11 protein-coding genes and 2 tRNA genes are annotated in these 14,395 nt (G+C 34.1%); 7 read left to right on the forward strand and 6 right to left on the reverse strand.

Going from position 1 to position 14,395, the window contains the following annotated elements; all coding sequences use genetic code 11:
• From GQR98_RS08560 to GQR98_RS08590, 7 genes are all read left to right on the forward strand, one after another.
• Positions 1-1,242, forward strand: a complete 1,242-nt coding sequence (locus GQR98_RS08560) for a DUF4249 domain-containing protein (RefSeq protein ID WP_159019152.1) — start codon at positions 1-3, stop codon at positions 1,240-1,242.
• Positions 1,230-2,984: a hypothetical protein gene (locus tag GQR98_RS08565; protein ID WP_159019153.1), complete on the forward strand. Its 1,755-nt coding sequence runs from the start codon at positions 1,230-1,232 to the stop codon at positions 2,982-2,984. Before GQR98_RS08560 ends, GQR98_RS08565 begins: the two co-directional genes overlap by 13 nt.
• Positions 2,985-3,243: 259 nt before the next feature.
• A complete protein-coding gene (trxA, locus tag GQR98_RS08570) occupies positions 3,244-3,561 on the forward strand; it encodes a thioredoxin (RefSeq protein ID WP_042496930.1) in 318 nt (105 codons plus the stop codon).
• Positions 3,562-3,646: 85 nt separating this feature from the next.
• Entirely contained in the window at positions 3,647-4,192 is a 546-nt protein-coding gene (locus tag GQR98_RS08575; RefSeq protein ID WP_159019154.1) for a ClpP family protease, read from the forward strand.
• 107 nt (positions 4,193-4,299) lie between these two features.
• Positions 4,300-5,229 (forward strand): DUF58 domain-containing protein, encoded by a 930-nt coding sequence (locus GQR98_RS08580; RefSeq protein WP_159019155.1) that lies wholly within the window; start codon positions 4,300-4,302, stop codon positions 5,227-5,229.
• 81 nt (positions 5,230-5,310) lie between these two features.
• Positions 5,311-5,384 (forward strand) — tRNA-Asp (locus GQR98_RS08585).
• A 233-nt stretch (positions 5,385-5,617) separates the two neighbouring features.
• A tRNA-Asp gene (locus GQR98_RS08590) sits at positions 5,618-5,691 on the forward strand.
• A 269-nt stretch (positions 5,692-5,960) separates the two neighbouring features.
• On the opposite strand, the gene GQR98_RS08595 is transcribed toward GQR98_RS08590, so the two are convergent.
• The 6 genes from GQR98_RS08595 to GQR98_RS08620 form a co-directional block, all read right to left on the reverse strand.
• Complete coding sequence (locus GQR98_RS08595) at positions 5,961-7,412, reverse strand: TolC family protein (RefSeq protein WP_199270282.1); 1,452 nt, start codon at positions 7,410-7,412, stop codon at positions 5,961-5,963.
• The gene (locus tag GQR98_RS08600; protein WP_159019156.1) at positions 7,402-10,656 is read right to left on the reverse strand and encodes an efflux RND transporter permease subunit; all 3,255 of its coding nucleotides are present in this window, start codon (positions 10,654-10,656) and stop codon (positions 7,402-7,404) included. Before GQR98_RS08600 ends, GQR98_RS08595 begins: the two co-directional genes overlap by 11 nt.
• 27 nt (positions 10,657-10,683) lie before the next feature.
• Positions 10,684-11,766: an efflux RND transporter periplasmic adaptor subunit gene (locus GQR98_RS08605; RefSeq protein ID WP_159019157.1), complete on the reverse strand. Its 1,083-nt coding sequence runs from the start codon at positions 11,764-11,766 to the stop codon at positions 10,684-10,686.
• A 149-nt stretch (positions 11,767-11,915) separates the two neighbouring features.
• A complete protein-coding gene (locus GQR98_RS08610; protein WP_159019158.1) occupies positions 11,916-12,347 on the reverse strand; it encodes a hypothetical protein in 432 nt (143 codons plus the stop codon).
• A 219-nt stretch (positions 12,348-12,566) separates the two neighbouring features.
• On the reverse strand, positions 12,567-12,992 hold the full coding sequence (locus tag GQR98_RS08615; RefSeq protein WP_159019159.1) for a hypothetical protein: 426 nt from the start codon (positions 12,990-12,992) through the stop codon (positions 12,567-12,569).
• A 104-nt stretch (positions 12,993-13,096) separates the two neighbouring features.
• The gene (locus GQR98_RS08620) at positions 13,097-14,332 is read right to left on the reverse strand and encodes a 3-deoxy-D-manno-octulosonic acid transferase (protein ID WP_159019160.1); all 1,236 of its coding nucleotides are present in this window, start codon (positions 14,330-14,332) and stop codon (positions 13,097-13,099) included.
• Between the last annotated feature and the right edge of the window lie 63 nt (positions 14,333-14,395).

A 14,395-nucleotide genomic window follows, 5' to 3' on the forward strand; every position in this document is an offset into this window, starting at 1 on the left:
ATGAAGTTAAATCAATCTTATACTATTGTTTGTTTACTGTTCGGTTTATGTGCTATTTTTAATTGTACAGAACAGATTGCTCTATCAACTGAAAATTTTGAAGATCTTTTGGTTGTAGAAGCAACAATAACTGATGAGTTTAAAACTCAAGAAATAAAAATTACTCATACATATCTTTTAGAAAGTGATGCGCCGATAATTGATGCGGGAGCTGTTGTTCAGGTACAAACAGCTAATGCTATATATAATTTTCATCATGTTGGTAATGGTGTTTTTTATTCAGACCAAGAGTTTCAGGCTTTAGATGGTGAGACATATCAATTATTAATAACAACTTCAGATGGTGAAAAGTATAGTTCTAACCCAGAGGAATTAGCTTCTAAAGCAGGTATAGAAAATTTATATGCAGAAAGAATGAGTATAGGGGAAGAAGAAGGTATTCAGGTTTTTGTTGATACTAATAACGATTTAAATGGTGCTAATTTTTTTAGGTATGAATATGAGGAGACTTATAAAATAGTTCCAGAGTATTACAGAGTTAATGATGCTGTTATTTCTAATATAGTTTGGAATGGACGTAACGAAACAGATTCGGGTGAAGATCGTACTTATGATATAGATTTTGTAGATAGACCGGAAAATCAAGGTAGCTGTTATGGGGCTAATACATCAAACGAAATTATAATTACCAATATAAATAGTTTAAGCGAGAGTAGAATTACTAGATTTCCAATTAAGTTTATATCAAGTACAAGTTCATCCTTGCGTGATCGATATAGTATTTTGGTAAAGCAATATGTGCAATCAGCTACCGCAAATACTTTTTATAAAATTTTAAAAGAATTGGGAGGAAGTAGCGAAAGTGTTTTTGTAACGAATCAGCCGGGTTTTGTTCAAGGGAATATTTTTTCCCAGCAAAACATAGAAAACAAGGTTGTTGGCTTTTTTGATGTGTCGACTGTAACCTCAAAACGAATTTATTTTAATTATTTTGATTTCGATTTGGTTTTGCCTCCATATTATTTTAATTGTGAAATAATAGAACTTGATTATCAAAAAAAAGGACGTTTAATTCCTCCTCAAGAGGATGAAAGGTCTCGTTTGTTGGAGTTGTTAACAGAAAATAATCCGCCTTTTAAATATGTTTCACGCTCCGAGGATGTTTATCAAATTGTTAAGTCTGAGTGCGGAGATTGTTCAACTTTTGCGTCTAACATAAAACCAGAATTTTGGGAAGATTAATTAAACAAATACAGGTTTTTCTTAGTGTTGTTATGTGTTTCTTTTTTATTAAAGCCTCAAGTCAAATAACTAAGGATCAGTTAAAGGAGATTAAAAAAGTGCTACCAGTTGAAAATGTTGTAGTTCATGCTAACAAAAAAGTTTATTTAGCTGGCGAAACTCTGTATTATAAATTTTATAGTTTAACTGAGAGTAATAAGCTAAGTGATGTCAGTAATGTGGGGTATGCGCAGTTAATTGGTGTGAATAATAATTTGTTGTTTGAGCATAAGTTAAGTTTAGAAAATGGAATGTCAAGTGGAGATTTTTTTATGCCTTCTAATATTCGTTCTGGAAATTATAAATTGATAGGGTATACTAAATGGATGAATAATAATGTTATTTCTCCGTTTTTTATAACAGATATCTATGTAATAAATCCATTTACTTTAAATAGTAGTTTCTTTGAGGAAGATCTAAATAATATTAAAAGAACGGTAAGGATATCGAAAAATAATAATGTAATAAACAGCCTTGAGAATAAAATTAATAAAATCAGCTTAGAGACAGAAAAAGAATCTTATTCGACACGAAGTCAGGTTTGTGTTAATATTAAAGCTAAGTGGGTAGAGCTTTACAGTGGGAATTATTCTCTCTCTATTCGGCAAATTGATTCTTTAAAACTTGATCAGGATGAGAGGGTTAATGAAAATAAAAAGGAGGTAGATGGTTTTTATTTGCCAGAAATTAGGAGTGAAATTATTTCTGGTAAAGTTTTTTATAAAAAAGATGGAGTAGTTGCAGCAGATAAAATAGTAACATTAACAATACCAGGGGAGAATTATGTTTTCAAAAATGTTAAAACGAATAAGGTTGGGTTCTTCAATTTTAATCTTTACGAACATTATAAAGACGGAGAAGTCTTAATTCAATTGCAAGAAGCTGATAGAAGAGAGTATAATATTGTTTTAGATTCAAAATCTTTTTCGACCAGAATCGATTTGAAATTTAATAAGGTTGGTTTAGATATTAACATGAAATCATGGTTGCTAAAGCAAAGTGTATATAGACAAATAGAAAATGCTTATGCTAAGTCTAAAAAAGATAGTGTTCTGGCGAAATCTTCTGACGATTTGTTTTATGGTTTACCATCTCTAACTTATGTTTTAGATGATTATAAAAGGTTTTCAACGGTTAGAGAAACATTTGTTGAGGTTATTCAAAACGCAGCGATTAGAGAATCTAAAGAAGGGTATAGATTTAGAGTTAATGCTTTTATGGAATTCAAAAACAGCTCTTTTAAAGATTATGATCCATTAGTTTTAGTAGATGGGTATTTAATTCAGGATAATGCAGATATAATAGATTTTGATTGTGATAAAATAGAATCTGTAAGTTTAGTGCGCGGTATTTATTTTTCTGGGCCGGTAATTTATAACGGTGTTTTAGATTTTAAAACAAAAAAAATAGATTTTAAGCCGCTACAGAGCAGTGAAGGAGCAGTGGTGTTTAATCTTCATGCTCCGTTATTATCAAAGCAATATTATCATCCTAATTATACTGTTGAAAACGAAAGTTTAAAAAGAATCCCCGATTATAGAACGCAATTATTGTGGGTTCCAAATTTAGAATTGAAAAAAGAAAATAATACAATAGAATTTTACACATCGGATGTTATTGGAGATTTTGAAATAGTTTTAGAAGGGTATTCTGCAAATGGTGATTACATTAAATTTAAGCGTGTAATTCAGGTTACTAATTAAAATGTTTTAATTCAAAGCCTAAAATTTAAAACCTATTCTAAATAGTGTTAGGGATTGAACGACATGTTTAAGCTCCTCGACGGTAGAAGGGAGCGAGTAGTGAAAGCTCGACCCTTGCGGTAGCGCCAAAATATACTATTAAATAGCTGTACTCAATGCCATTATAGGGAAAACAAATGATAGCTTTGTAAGGATTCGAGAAATTTTTGACTAAATTTGTGTTATTAAAATGAATTAAGAACTTAAAAATATAAATATTATGGCATTAGAAATTACGGATGCAACGTTTGAAGAAACGGTTTTAAAAAGTGATAAACCGGTATTAGTTGATTTTTGGGCGGCTTGGTGTGGACCATGTAGAATGGTTGGACCAGTTATTGAAGAAATTAGCAGTGAGTACGAAGGAAAAGCCGTTGTTGGTAAAGTAGACGTAGATGCAAATCAAGAATTTGCTGCAAAATACGGAGTACGTAACATTCCTACTGTTTTGGTTTTTCAAAACGGAGAGGTTGTTGGTCGTCAAGTAGGTGTAGCTCCTAAAGCGACTTACGCAGAAGCGATTGATGCGCTTTTATAACATATACTAAAAGAAAAATTGAAAAGGTTTGCCGTAATGGTGAACCTTTTTTTATTTTAGATGAAAATTAAAAGATATTAAAAAGATGAGTGGACATAAAAAAATTCAAGACGCAATAGATAGTAATTTTATAGAGCAACGTAAAGTGTTTTTATGGGGCCAGGTTGATGATGATTCTGCTAAGCATGTTGTAGATAGATTGATGTATTTAGATGCTTTAGGTGCTGAAGATATTACGCTTTATATTAATAGTCCTGGTGGCTATGTAACTTCAGGTTTTGCTATTTACGATTGTATTAAGTCTTTAAAAAGTGAAGTTTCTACAGTTTGTACTGGTTTTGCTGCATCTATGGGGTCGTTAATTTTGTCGGCAGGACAAAAGGGAAAACGTTTTATCCAACCTCACGCTCGTGTTATGATACACCAACCAAGTGGTGGTGCTCGTGGACAAGCTAGTGATATTGAAATTACGGCTAAAGAAATTGTAATTACTAAAGAGCTAAGTGCTCAAATTTTAGCAGACAATTGTGGGCAAACATTTGAAAAAGTAATGAAAGATTTTAATCGTGATCATTGGATGGGTGCAGATGAGTCTGTGGCTTACGGCATTGTAGATCAAGTTGCTAAATAAAAAAATAATTTTTTAAAACTACAAAACAGACTGGCTTGTTGAGTTAAACTTCACAATTAGGTCTGTTTTTTTTGTTTAACAAGTAAAGTATAATTAACTGTGGTGATATGAATTTGCAAAACGAACTAAATAAAGCTGAGGGTTTTAAAAATCTGGGATTACTTGCGAAGCAGGTAGTCGAGGGGTTTATTGCTGGTATGCATAAAAGTCCGTTTCATGGATTTTCGGCAGAGTTTGCAGAGCATAAAATTTATAATCCAGGAGAAAGCACAAGGCATATAGACTGGAAGTTATTTGCTAAAACGGAAAAGCTGTACACCAAACGTTATGATGATGAAACTAATTTACGCTGCCACATTATTTTGGATAACAGTAGTTCTATGCATTATCCGGAGTTAAATAATTTTTCTATTACTGAATTAAATAAAGTTGGATTCTCTGCCTTAGCATCTGCTACTCTAATGCATATGCTAAAAAAACAACGTGATGCTGTAGGCTTAAGTATATATAGTGATGCTTACGGTTTTTATGCTTCGGAAAAAGGAAGTGAGCGCCACCATCAAATGCTTTTACATGAGTTAAGTAATGCGGTACTCTCGAAGCCGCTAATGAAGCAAACGGAAACTTATAAGTACTTACACGAAATAGCAGAAAACATCCATAGACGCTCCTTAATATTCTTGTTTACCGATATGTTTCAAACTTCGGAAGATGAGGTAAAGCTTTTTGAAGCATTACGTCATTTAAAATACAATAAACATGAGGTAGTTTTGTTTCATGTTTTCGATAAGGAAAAAGAATTGAATTTTGATTTTGATAATAGACCAAAACGTTTTATTGATGTTGAAACTGGCGAGCATATTAACCTGTATGCCGATTCCATAAAAGAAAACTATAGTAAAACGGTAAATAACTATTTTTCTAATTTGAAGTTGAAATGCGCACAATACAAAATAAAATACGTTGAAGCGGATATAAATAAAAATTTTAATAACATCCTGACAACGTACATGGTAGAGCGGCAGCGGTTTGTTTGATGGAAATTTTTTCAAAAAAATAATGAAAAAAGTTTGTGTGATTTAAAAAAGCGTGTATCTTTGCACTCGCAATAACGCAACGGTCTGGTAGTTCAGCTGGTTAGAATGTCGCCCTGTCACGGCGAAGGTCGCGGGTTCGAGTCCCGTCCAGACCGCTAAAATTGCAAACAAAGAAGCTCTGAGAAATTAGGGCTTTTTTTGGCAATAAGAAGTTGTGTTGTTCCCGAATTTATTCGGGGAAGTAGTTTGCCAAATTCAATTTGGTAATCCAATGAGAAGCTTTCCTTTTTTCTGTGAAGAAGATTGGGATGCTTTTTTGTTTTAATTGTAAAATTAAAATTGGTTAGATTATAATAATAGTGTATATTCGCACTCGCAATAATGCAACGGTCTGGTAGTTCAGCTGGTTAGAATGTCGCCCTGTCACGGCGAAGGTCGCGGGTTCGAGTCCCGTCCAGACCGCTAAAATTGCAAACAAAGAAGCTCTGAGAAATTAGGGCTTTTTTTGTGCAATAAGAAGTTGTGTTGTTCCCGAATTTATTCGGGGAAGTAGTTTACCAAATTCAATTTGGTAATCCAATGAAAAGCTTTCCTTTTTTCTTTTAAGAAAATCGGAATGCTTTTTTATTTAGGACATAACCTTCAAATAATATTTAAAAATTAAAAGCCGTTTTACATCTGTAAAACGGCTTTTTTAAACTAAAAAGATCTGCTATTAATCTATTTAAGTATTATTTCCAACCTCCACCTAATGCTTTATAGATATTTACATGGGCCAGTAGTTGTTCTTTTTTTGTTTCTATTATTTCTATTTGAGAATCTAGAGCCTCTCGTTGTGTTAATAGTACTTCGGTGTATTCTGCTCTAGCAGATTTAAAAAGTTTCATCGCGATATCGATAGATTCATTTAAAGCCTTTACTTGTTGGTCTCTCAAAGCATAACTTTTATTTAGATTATCTATGTTCGAAAGGGCATTAGATACTTCAACATAAGCATTCAGAATCGTTTTTTCATATTCGTAAACAGCTTGCAGTTGTTTTGCATTGGCGTTGGCATATTCAGCTTTAATCGCATTTCTATTAATTAACGGTCCAACTACATCTCCAACTAAAGAGTAAACCAAAGACTCTGGTGTGTTCGTTAAAAACTTTGGTTTAAAAGCTTGTAAGCCTACACCAGCAGAAATACCAACAGAAGGATAGAAATTGGCTTTTGCAACTTTTGTGTTTAGCTTTAATGCAGAAAGTTCTAATTCGGCTTTTCGGATATCTGTTCTGTTTTGTAACAACTGCGATGGAATACCCGCATTTATAATTCCGATATTTTTATTAATGAAATTTTTAGAACTACGCTCAACATGTTGTGGATAGCGCCCAACTAAAAAGTTGATTGCATTTTCAACTTCTACAATGTTTTGCTGAATATCGAATTTGTTACTTTGATTTTTAAAAACTTCAGCTTCAAATCGGCGAACAGCTAACTCAGTTGCTCTAGCTGCCTCTTTTTGAATTTTCACCATATTTAAAGCGTTTTGTTGAAGCTCTAAATTTTGGTTAATAATATCTAGTTGATTGTCTAAAGCCATAAGTTCGTAATATGAATTGGCAATTTCTGCAACAAGATTTGTTATCATAAAGTTTTTTCCTTCCACAGATGATAAATACTCTAAAACAGCGGCCTTTTTGCTGTTTCTAAGTTTCTTCCAAATATCGAGTTCCCATGAAGCGGAAAGTCCAATAGAATAATCTTGTAAAGGTTCAGGAAAAGCATCTTCTTCATGCACTTTTAAGTTTTTTTCAACAGCGCCATTTCGAGTAAATTCACCAACTTTTTCTACTTCCGCTCCAGCGTAAGCATTTACAAATGGTAAGTACTCACCTTTACGAGCTTTAATTTCGTTTTTAGCCATATTTATTTGCTGTAACATCATGTTAAGCTCTTGGTTATTGGCTAATGCTGTATCTATTAAAGCTGTTAAATTGGGGTCTGTAAAATAGTTTTTCCAGTTTATGCTTGCTGTATTTATGGTGTCTAACGATTGGTTTTGATAACCTTCGGGGGTAGACATGTTAGCCTCTCTTATGCTTTTTGTTGGTACACAAGAAAACGCAAAAGCCATAATAAAAACACCAACCAACATAGTTGGCAGGTGTTTTAGTCTATTTTTTATGTTATACTTCATCATTATTTTTTTTAGTGAGTTTTTTCAATAATTTAGTAATTTTGCTAATTTTAGTAGCATTTACTTCACTTTGGTTTTTATTTTCGCTTAAGTGCATTAATTCATCTGTTACAGAAGTTGAGGCTTCATCTTTAATAAGACTTCTGCCATCTGCTAATTTTGCGAAGACATAATATAAACCAGGTATAATGATTACTCCAAATACAGTACCTATAAACATACCTCCCATTGCAGATCCACCAATGGTTCTGTTTCCGATAGCACCTGCTCCAGAAGCCATAACCAACGGCACTAAACCAGCGATAAAAGCAAAAGAGGTCATTAAGATAGGACGAAACCTAGCTCTCGACCCTTCGATAGCGGCTTCTAATATGGTAGAGTCTTGTTTGCGTTTTTGTACTGCGAATTCCACGATTAATACGGCGTTTTTACCGAGTAACCCAACTAGCATAATAACTCCAATTTGAGCATACACATCATTTGCTAAACCCATACCTTTTAGTAGAATAAACGAACCAAAAACTCCAACAGGAAGCGATAAGATTACCGCAAACGGAAGTAGGAAACTTTCGTATTGAGCGGCAAGTACGAAGTATACAAAGATTAAAACAATAGCGAAAATATAAATAGACTCGCTACCACGACTTGCTTCATCGTAAGTTAAACCTTCCCAACCAATATCGTAACCTCTTGGTAATTGTTCTTTAGCTACTTCTTTAATCGCTTTAATTGCGTCTCCACTGGTGTAACCTGGCGCAGGTAAACCACGAATAGCCGCAGAATTATAGAGATTGTAACGCGTAATTTCATTTGGACCTAAAGCTTTTTCCATAGTCATAAATGCAGAATATGGAACCATTTCGCCAGATTCGTTCTTCACGTAAAGTTTTTGAAGATCGGAAGGTAATCCGCGATATTCCGGAGCGGCTTGTGTATAAACTTTAAAGAAACGACCAAAACGGATAAAACCTTGCTCGTAAGTACTACCGATTAAAATGTTGAGGTTTTCCATGGCTTTACCAATAGTAACGCCTTTTTGCATCGCTTTTTTGTTGTCAATTTTTAATTTGTACTGCGGATAGTTTGCAGAGAAAAAGGTAAATAAACCCGTTAATTCTGGTCGCTTGGATAATGCAGTCATAAACTCATTGTTGATTTTCTCGAAATGATGATAGTCTGTAGAGTTTGTTTTGTCTAACAAACGCATAGCAAAACCACCTGAAGATCCAAAGCCTGGCACGGCTGGTGGCTCGAAGTATTCAATTACGGCTCCTAAGTCGCGAGTTTCTTCTTCTAACTCTTCCATGATTTCGTGTACGGTGTGTTCACGATCGGACCATGGTTTTAAGTTAATTAAACATGTTCCTGCATTAGAGCCACGACCTTCCGTCATAATTTCGTAACCTGCTAAAGAGGAAACAGATTCTACACCTTCGGTTTCTTCACAAATTTTCTGAAGTTTTTTTGCAACTTCATTCGTACGTTCTAAAGTAGCTCCGGGAGGTGTTTGAATGATGGCGTAAATCATCCCTTGATCTTCATTTGGGATAAATCCAGCCGGTAATACTTCATTTGTAAAATATATACCAGCACAAAAAGCGATGAGCATACCAAATGTTACAATACGTCGTGCCGCAATTTTGTTTAATAAGTTAACATAACCACCTGTAAGGCGTTCAAAACCTTTGTTGAACCAAGCAATAAACTTATCTATTGCCGATTTCTTTTTTGCTTTGCCGTGATTGTTTTTTAAAAGCATGGCACAAAGCACAGGTGTAAGTGTTAGAGCTACAATAGCTGAAATAACAATTGATCCAGCCATGGTAATAGAGAATTGACGATAGAAAACCCCAACAGGACCTGACATAAATGATGTTGGTATAAATACCGAAACCATAACTAATGTAATTGCGATAATAGCACCTCCAATTTCACTTAGTACAGCAGAAGATGCTTGGTAAGGTGAAAGATGTTCTTCTTCCATTTTAACGTGTACGGCCTCGACGACTACAATAGCATTATCGACCACAATACCAATGGCGAGTACTAAAGCGAAAAGTGTAATTAAGTTAATAGATAGACCAAAAAGTTGCATAACAAAAAAGGCACCAATTAACGATACCGGAACGGCAATAATTGGGATTAATGTAGAACGCCAATCTCCTAAAAACAAGAAAACCACAATTGCTACAAGAATAAAGGCATCGCGTAATGTATGAAGTACTTGCTCGATGGAGGCGCCTAAGAAATTAGAGACATCATAACTAATTTGAAAATCCATACCAGGTGGTAAGTCTTTTTTTAACTCGTCTAATTTTTCTTTAACAGAAGCAATAACGTCGCTACCATTACTCCCGAAAGTTTGTTTTAATACAATGGAAGCCGATGGTTGCCCATCTAGATTTGAATAAATATCGAAAAATTCACTACCAAGGTTAACATCGGCAATGTCTGATAGTTTAATAATTTCGCCTTCTTCATTCGCTCGAATTATAATCTCTTTGTATTGATCTGGCTCGTTATAGCGATTTTCATAGGTTAGTACATATTCTAAAGATTGTGCTGTTTTGCCTGAACTTCTACCAATTCTGCCGGGTCTAGCCAAAATACTTTGGTCTTCCATGGCTTCTAGAACTTCTTCGGCCGAAATATTATAGGCACGCATACGGTCGGGTTTTAACCAAACACGCATCGCGTATTTTCTACTTCCTAAAATTTTAGCACTTGCTATACCATCAATACGTTGAATTTCTGGTATTACTTTAGTGTAAGCGTAGTTGAATAAGAATTTTTCATCGTTGTCTTTCTTCTTACTAAAAAGATTTACATACATCAACATACTTGGTTGTACAGGCGTAATAACCACGCCTTCGCGCTGTACCAATTCGGGTAACAGTGGCATGACCTGGTCTACTCTTGTTTTTACGCGGACTACAGCCTCGTTGGGGTCGGTTCCGGGTTCGAAAATAACACGTAAAGTACCTTCTCCTGCACTGGTAGCATCAGATGCTATGTAGCGCATGTCTTGCACTCCGTTAATAGCGGTTTCTAGAGGAATTAATGTTGAATTTACCAATACATCCGCACTAGATCCCGGATAGGCGATAAAAATATTAACAGTGGTTGGTGCAATTTGCGGAAATTGCGAAATGGGTAATTGCTTAATAGCAAGCAAGCCCGTAAATACGATAATGACCGAAATGACAATGGCCAAAACGGGTCTTTGTATAAATTTTTTAAACATGATTTTTTTGAGATTTAGTAGAAGTGATTACTCTGCATACATTTCTAAATTTGCTAATACCTCGTTAGGTTGTACAAGCGTTGTGGCAATTTTTTCTTGGTCTTTAACCATTCTAATGCCTTCTAGTAAAATTTTATCGTTTATTGATAGACCTGTTTTTACCACAAATAAGTGCGGTAATTCAGCTTCTACCGTAATTTCTCGCTGTTTAACCACGTTGTTTTTATCGATTACAAAAACATATTTTTTGTCTAAAATCTCAAAAGTTGCTTTCTGCGGAATAATGATAGCGTCTTTAAAAGGAACTTTCATTAAAACACTTCCGGTTTCGCCATGACGTAAAATACCATCTGGGTTCGGGAAGGTTGCTCTAAAAGCAATATTGCCGGTTTCGCTGTTAAATTCACCTTCTATAGTTTCTACTATTCCAGTCTGGTTAAAAGGTTTGTTGTTGGCGAGTAATAAACTAACTTCTTTCTTTGCATCTTTATCTTTACTAATAATATAGTCTAAGTATTCGGCTTCGGGTACGTTAAAATAAACCCACATTTTACTGTTGTCTGATAAGGTTGTTAATAGTTCGCCTTCGTCTAATAAGCTTCCTTGTCGTGCTTCAAGATGATCCATAATGCCATCGAAAGGCGCCCTAATGTCTGTAAAACCTAAATGGGTTCTAGCAAGAGAAACTTCAGCTTTAGCTTTTTCAACATTGGCTTTTGCTAAGGCTAATTCGTTGCTAGAAACCACGTTGCTATCCGCTAAAAGTTGGGTGTTATTCAATTCTATTTCTGCAGTATGTTCTTCTGCAGTCGCTTTTTGTAATTCCGCCTTGTATACATTTGGCGAAATTTGGAACATATGTTGGCCTTTTTTCACGTGTTGGCCTTCGTCTACAAAAATTTGTTTTAAATAGCCTTTTTCTAGCGCTCTTACTTCAATATGTTGATAAGCGTGAATTTGACTCACGTAGTCTTTTGTAATTGAGGTATCTTTTTTTATAGGATTTGTTACTAGAAATTTAACTTCTTCGGCTTTCTTTTCGTGTTTTTTTTCACAGCTTGTATTAAATAGGAATACAAGCGCACCAATGTAAATGAAGGTTTTCTTCATGGGTATATGTCTTTAAATAAGTGGTTAGATAAAATAATTTGTTAAGACAATAGCATCATTTGTAGATGCATTATCTCAGTGTTTTAATTGAAATACTAATGTGTAAGTAATTGACAATCCATTAAGTTTTGGATTGTTTTAAAACAAAATCAAATTATAAAAACCTGAAATTTAGCGTGAAGCGGTATTGAAGATTTGCTATAGTTGTAAATATAGCGTTGGGTGTTTTCTTTTAGTTCGCAGGTTAAGCCATCAAGTAGTTGCGCATAAAAAATAGATGCTATTGGGCAACTAAAATTAAATGGTTTAAAATCTACGTTTAGTTTCTCTTCATCATCTTCTTCAAAATTTTCTTCATCTACATATTCCGAATACGTTTTGCGTTCGTTGTTTGAGCTTGAAGTATTAAATTGAAGTTGATTAAAACTGTGTGTAGTGGAAGAGTTGGTGGCTTGCGCCGAAGTATTACTAGTTTTAAGAATAGCTTTGTTCTGTATATCTGAGTTTGCGTATAGATTTGCAAATCCAGTTAACAGAATGATGTTTAATAAAAACAAATATTTCTTAAAGGCGTTTTTCATCTAGGTCGTAAAACTATATCAATTGAATAATATTACCAAATGAAAATTTTATTAAAAGCTTCTTGATCTTAATAGTTTATATAAAAATTAACATTTGGTAAGGAATATTAAGTCTTTTTAACATTCGCAGCGTTTTATTTAAGAATATCCTAAAAATAGGGCATAAAAAAAAGCCACCTTAAAAAGGTGGCTTTTGAAATTTTAAAGTAATAATAAATATTAGTGCTTTAATTTATCAGCTTCAGCTTTTACAGCGTCAGCAGCTTTGTCTAATTTTTTACCAGCAGCATCAACAGTTTTGTCAACAGCTTCTCCAGTTGCTTTAGCAGCATCATTTACCGCTTCACCAGTTGCGTTTGCAGCGTTTCCAGCAGCATCAACAGCATTATCAGTCGCTTTTGCAGCACCTTCTACAGCATCACCTGTAGCTTCAACAGCACTATCAACAGCTTCTCCAGTTGCATCAGCAGCGTTATCAACAGCATCACCTGTAGCTTCAGCAGCATTCTCAATAGCATTTCCAGTTGCATCAGCAGCGTTTTCCATTGCGTCTTGAATAGAATCTCCTTTTTTCTCATCTCTACAAGATGTGAAAGATGCACTTAAGGCTACTAATAAAGCTGTACTTAATAATAATTTTTTCATTTGTTTGTGTTTTAGTGTTTTATTTTAATTCTGCAAATCTAATATCTTTTAAATCAGATTTGTTAAAATCTGTTAATATTTGCAATTTTCATACTAGATTCATGTTATATACGCAGATAATCGAGGATTTGGATGACGGCACCCTTGTTTTTTTTGATAAAAGAAGAATTATTTTGTCCAGATTGTTCGCGAAAAGTAGAATCTTCAATCAATTTATCTAGAATTGTGTTAAATTCCTGTTGTTTTTCTATTGAAAATAAGCCTTTTGCGTTTATCATGGCTTGAGCTTCTGGAAATTTTTTATGATTATTTCCAATTATAATTGGAATTCCAAACACAGCAGGTTCTAAAGTATTGTGTAAACCTGTAGTTCCCAATGCACCTCCCACATAAGCAATGTCGGCATAACTGTAAATTTTTGTAAGGATCCCAATGGTGTTTACAATAAATACCTGGGCGGCTTTAAGGTTTTTGTTTTCTTTTTCTGAAAATAGAACCGAATTAACCTTTAAGTTTTGCTGTAACTGATTTATTTGTGCATCTTTTATATTGTGAGGCGCAATAATAAATTTTACATGATCTAGTGGTCGAGAATTTATGTAATTGGTTAAAAGTTTTTCTCCTTCTGGCCAAGTGCTTCCTGCTACAACGCAAAGTTTATGGTCTTTAAAAATTTCAATAAAATCAAGGTTGTTATCTAATTCTAGCTGGCTAGTAACTCTATCAAAACGTGTGTCTCCAGATACTGAAACCGAATTGTATTGTATAGACTCTAGTAAGATTTTTGAGCTTTCGTTTTGTGTAAAAATGTGCTCGAATGCAAATAAGGCATTTCGTAAATTACTACCATAGAATTTAAAATACGATTGATTTTTTCGGAATGCAGCCGAAATAAGAATAGCACGCAGTTTTCTTTTTCTTACTTCATTTAAAAAGTTTGGCCAAATATCATATTTCACAAAAATGGTAAGTTCTGGGTATACAAGATCTAAAAAGGTCTTGGCGTTCTTTTTTGTGTCTATTGGTAAATAGACTACCACGTCGGCAATTGGTGAGTTTTTCCTGATTTCGTAACCCGATGGCGAAAAAAAGGAAAGTACAATTTTATGGTTAGGGTAGTGCGTTCTTAATTTTGTAAAAACAGGTAAACCTTGCTCATACTCTCCTAAAGAAGCGCAGTGAAACCAAAGGGTTTTGTCTGTTTTTTGGAGTTTTGTTTTTAAATTTTTAAACGTGTTTTTTCTCCCAATAACACCGCTTTTAATTTTTGAGTTAAATGGCGAAATGGCTTCAAGCGCAACGTCTATTAGTTTTATGAGTATGTTATAAATAAAAGCCAATTTTTTTCTTTGGCGCTAAAATACATTCTTTAAAAGGAATTCATTGCTTAACGTTTATGAATT

This window comes from Algibacter sp. L3A6, from assembly GCF_009796825.1.
Classification (GTDB): domain Bacteria; phylum Bacteroidota; class Bacteroidia; order Flavobacteriales; family Flavobacteriaceae; genus Algibacter.

What these genes read in the sequence shown, in the direction of transcription:
- GQR98_RS08575 (WP_159019154.1), top strand. Translation starts at nt 3,647, where the DNA reads ATGAGTGGACATAAAAAAATTCAAGACGCAATAGATAGTAATTTTATA.
- GQR98_RS08610 (WP_159019158.1), bottom strand. Translation starts at nt 12,347, where the DNA reads ATGAAAAACGCCTTTAAGAAATATTTGTTTTTATTAAACATCATTCTG.
- GQR98_RS08595 (WP_199270282.1), bottom strand. Translation starts at nt 7,412, where the DNA reads ATGAAGTATAACATAAAAAATAGACTAAAACACCTGCCAACTATGTTG.
- GQR98_RS08605 (WP_159019157.1), bottom strand. Translation starts at nt 11,766, where the DNA reads ATGAAGAAAACCTTCATTTACATTGGTGCGCTTGTATTCCTATTTAAT.
- GQR98_RS08600 (WP_159019156.1), bottom strand. Translation starts at nt 10,656, where the DNA reads ATGTTTAAAAAATTTATACAAAGACCCGTTTTGGCCATTGTCATTTCG.
- trxA (WP_042496930.1), top strand. Translation starts at nt 3,244, where the DNA reads ATGGCATTAGAAATTACGGATGCAACGTTTGAAGAAACGGTTTTAAAA.
- GQR98_RS08560 (WP_159019152.1), top strand. Translation starts at nt 1, where the DNA reads ATGAAGTTAAATCAATCTTATACTATTGTTTGTTTACTGTTCGGTTTA.
- GQR98_RS08615 (WP_159019159.1), bottom strand. Translation starts at nt 12,992, where the DNA reads ATGAAAAAATTATTATTAAGTACAGCTTTATTAGTAGCCTTAAGTGCA.
- GQR98_RS08580 (WP_159019155.1), top strand. Translation starts at nt 4,300, where the DNA reads ATGAATTTGCAAAACGAACTAAATAAAGCTGAGGGTTTTAAAAATCTG.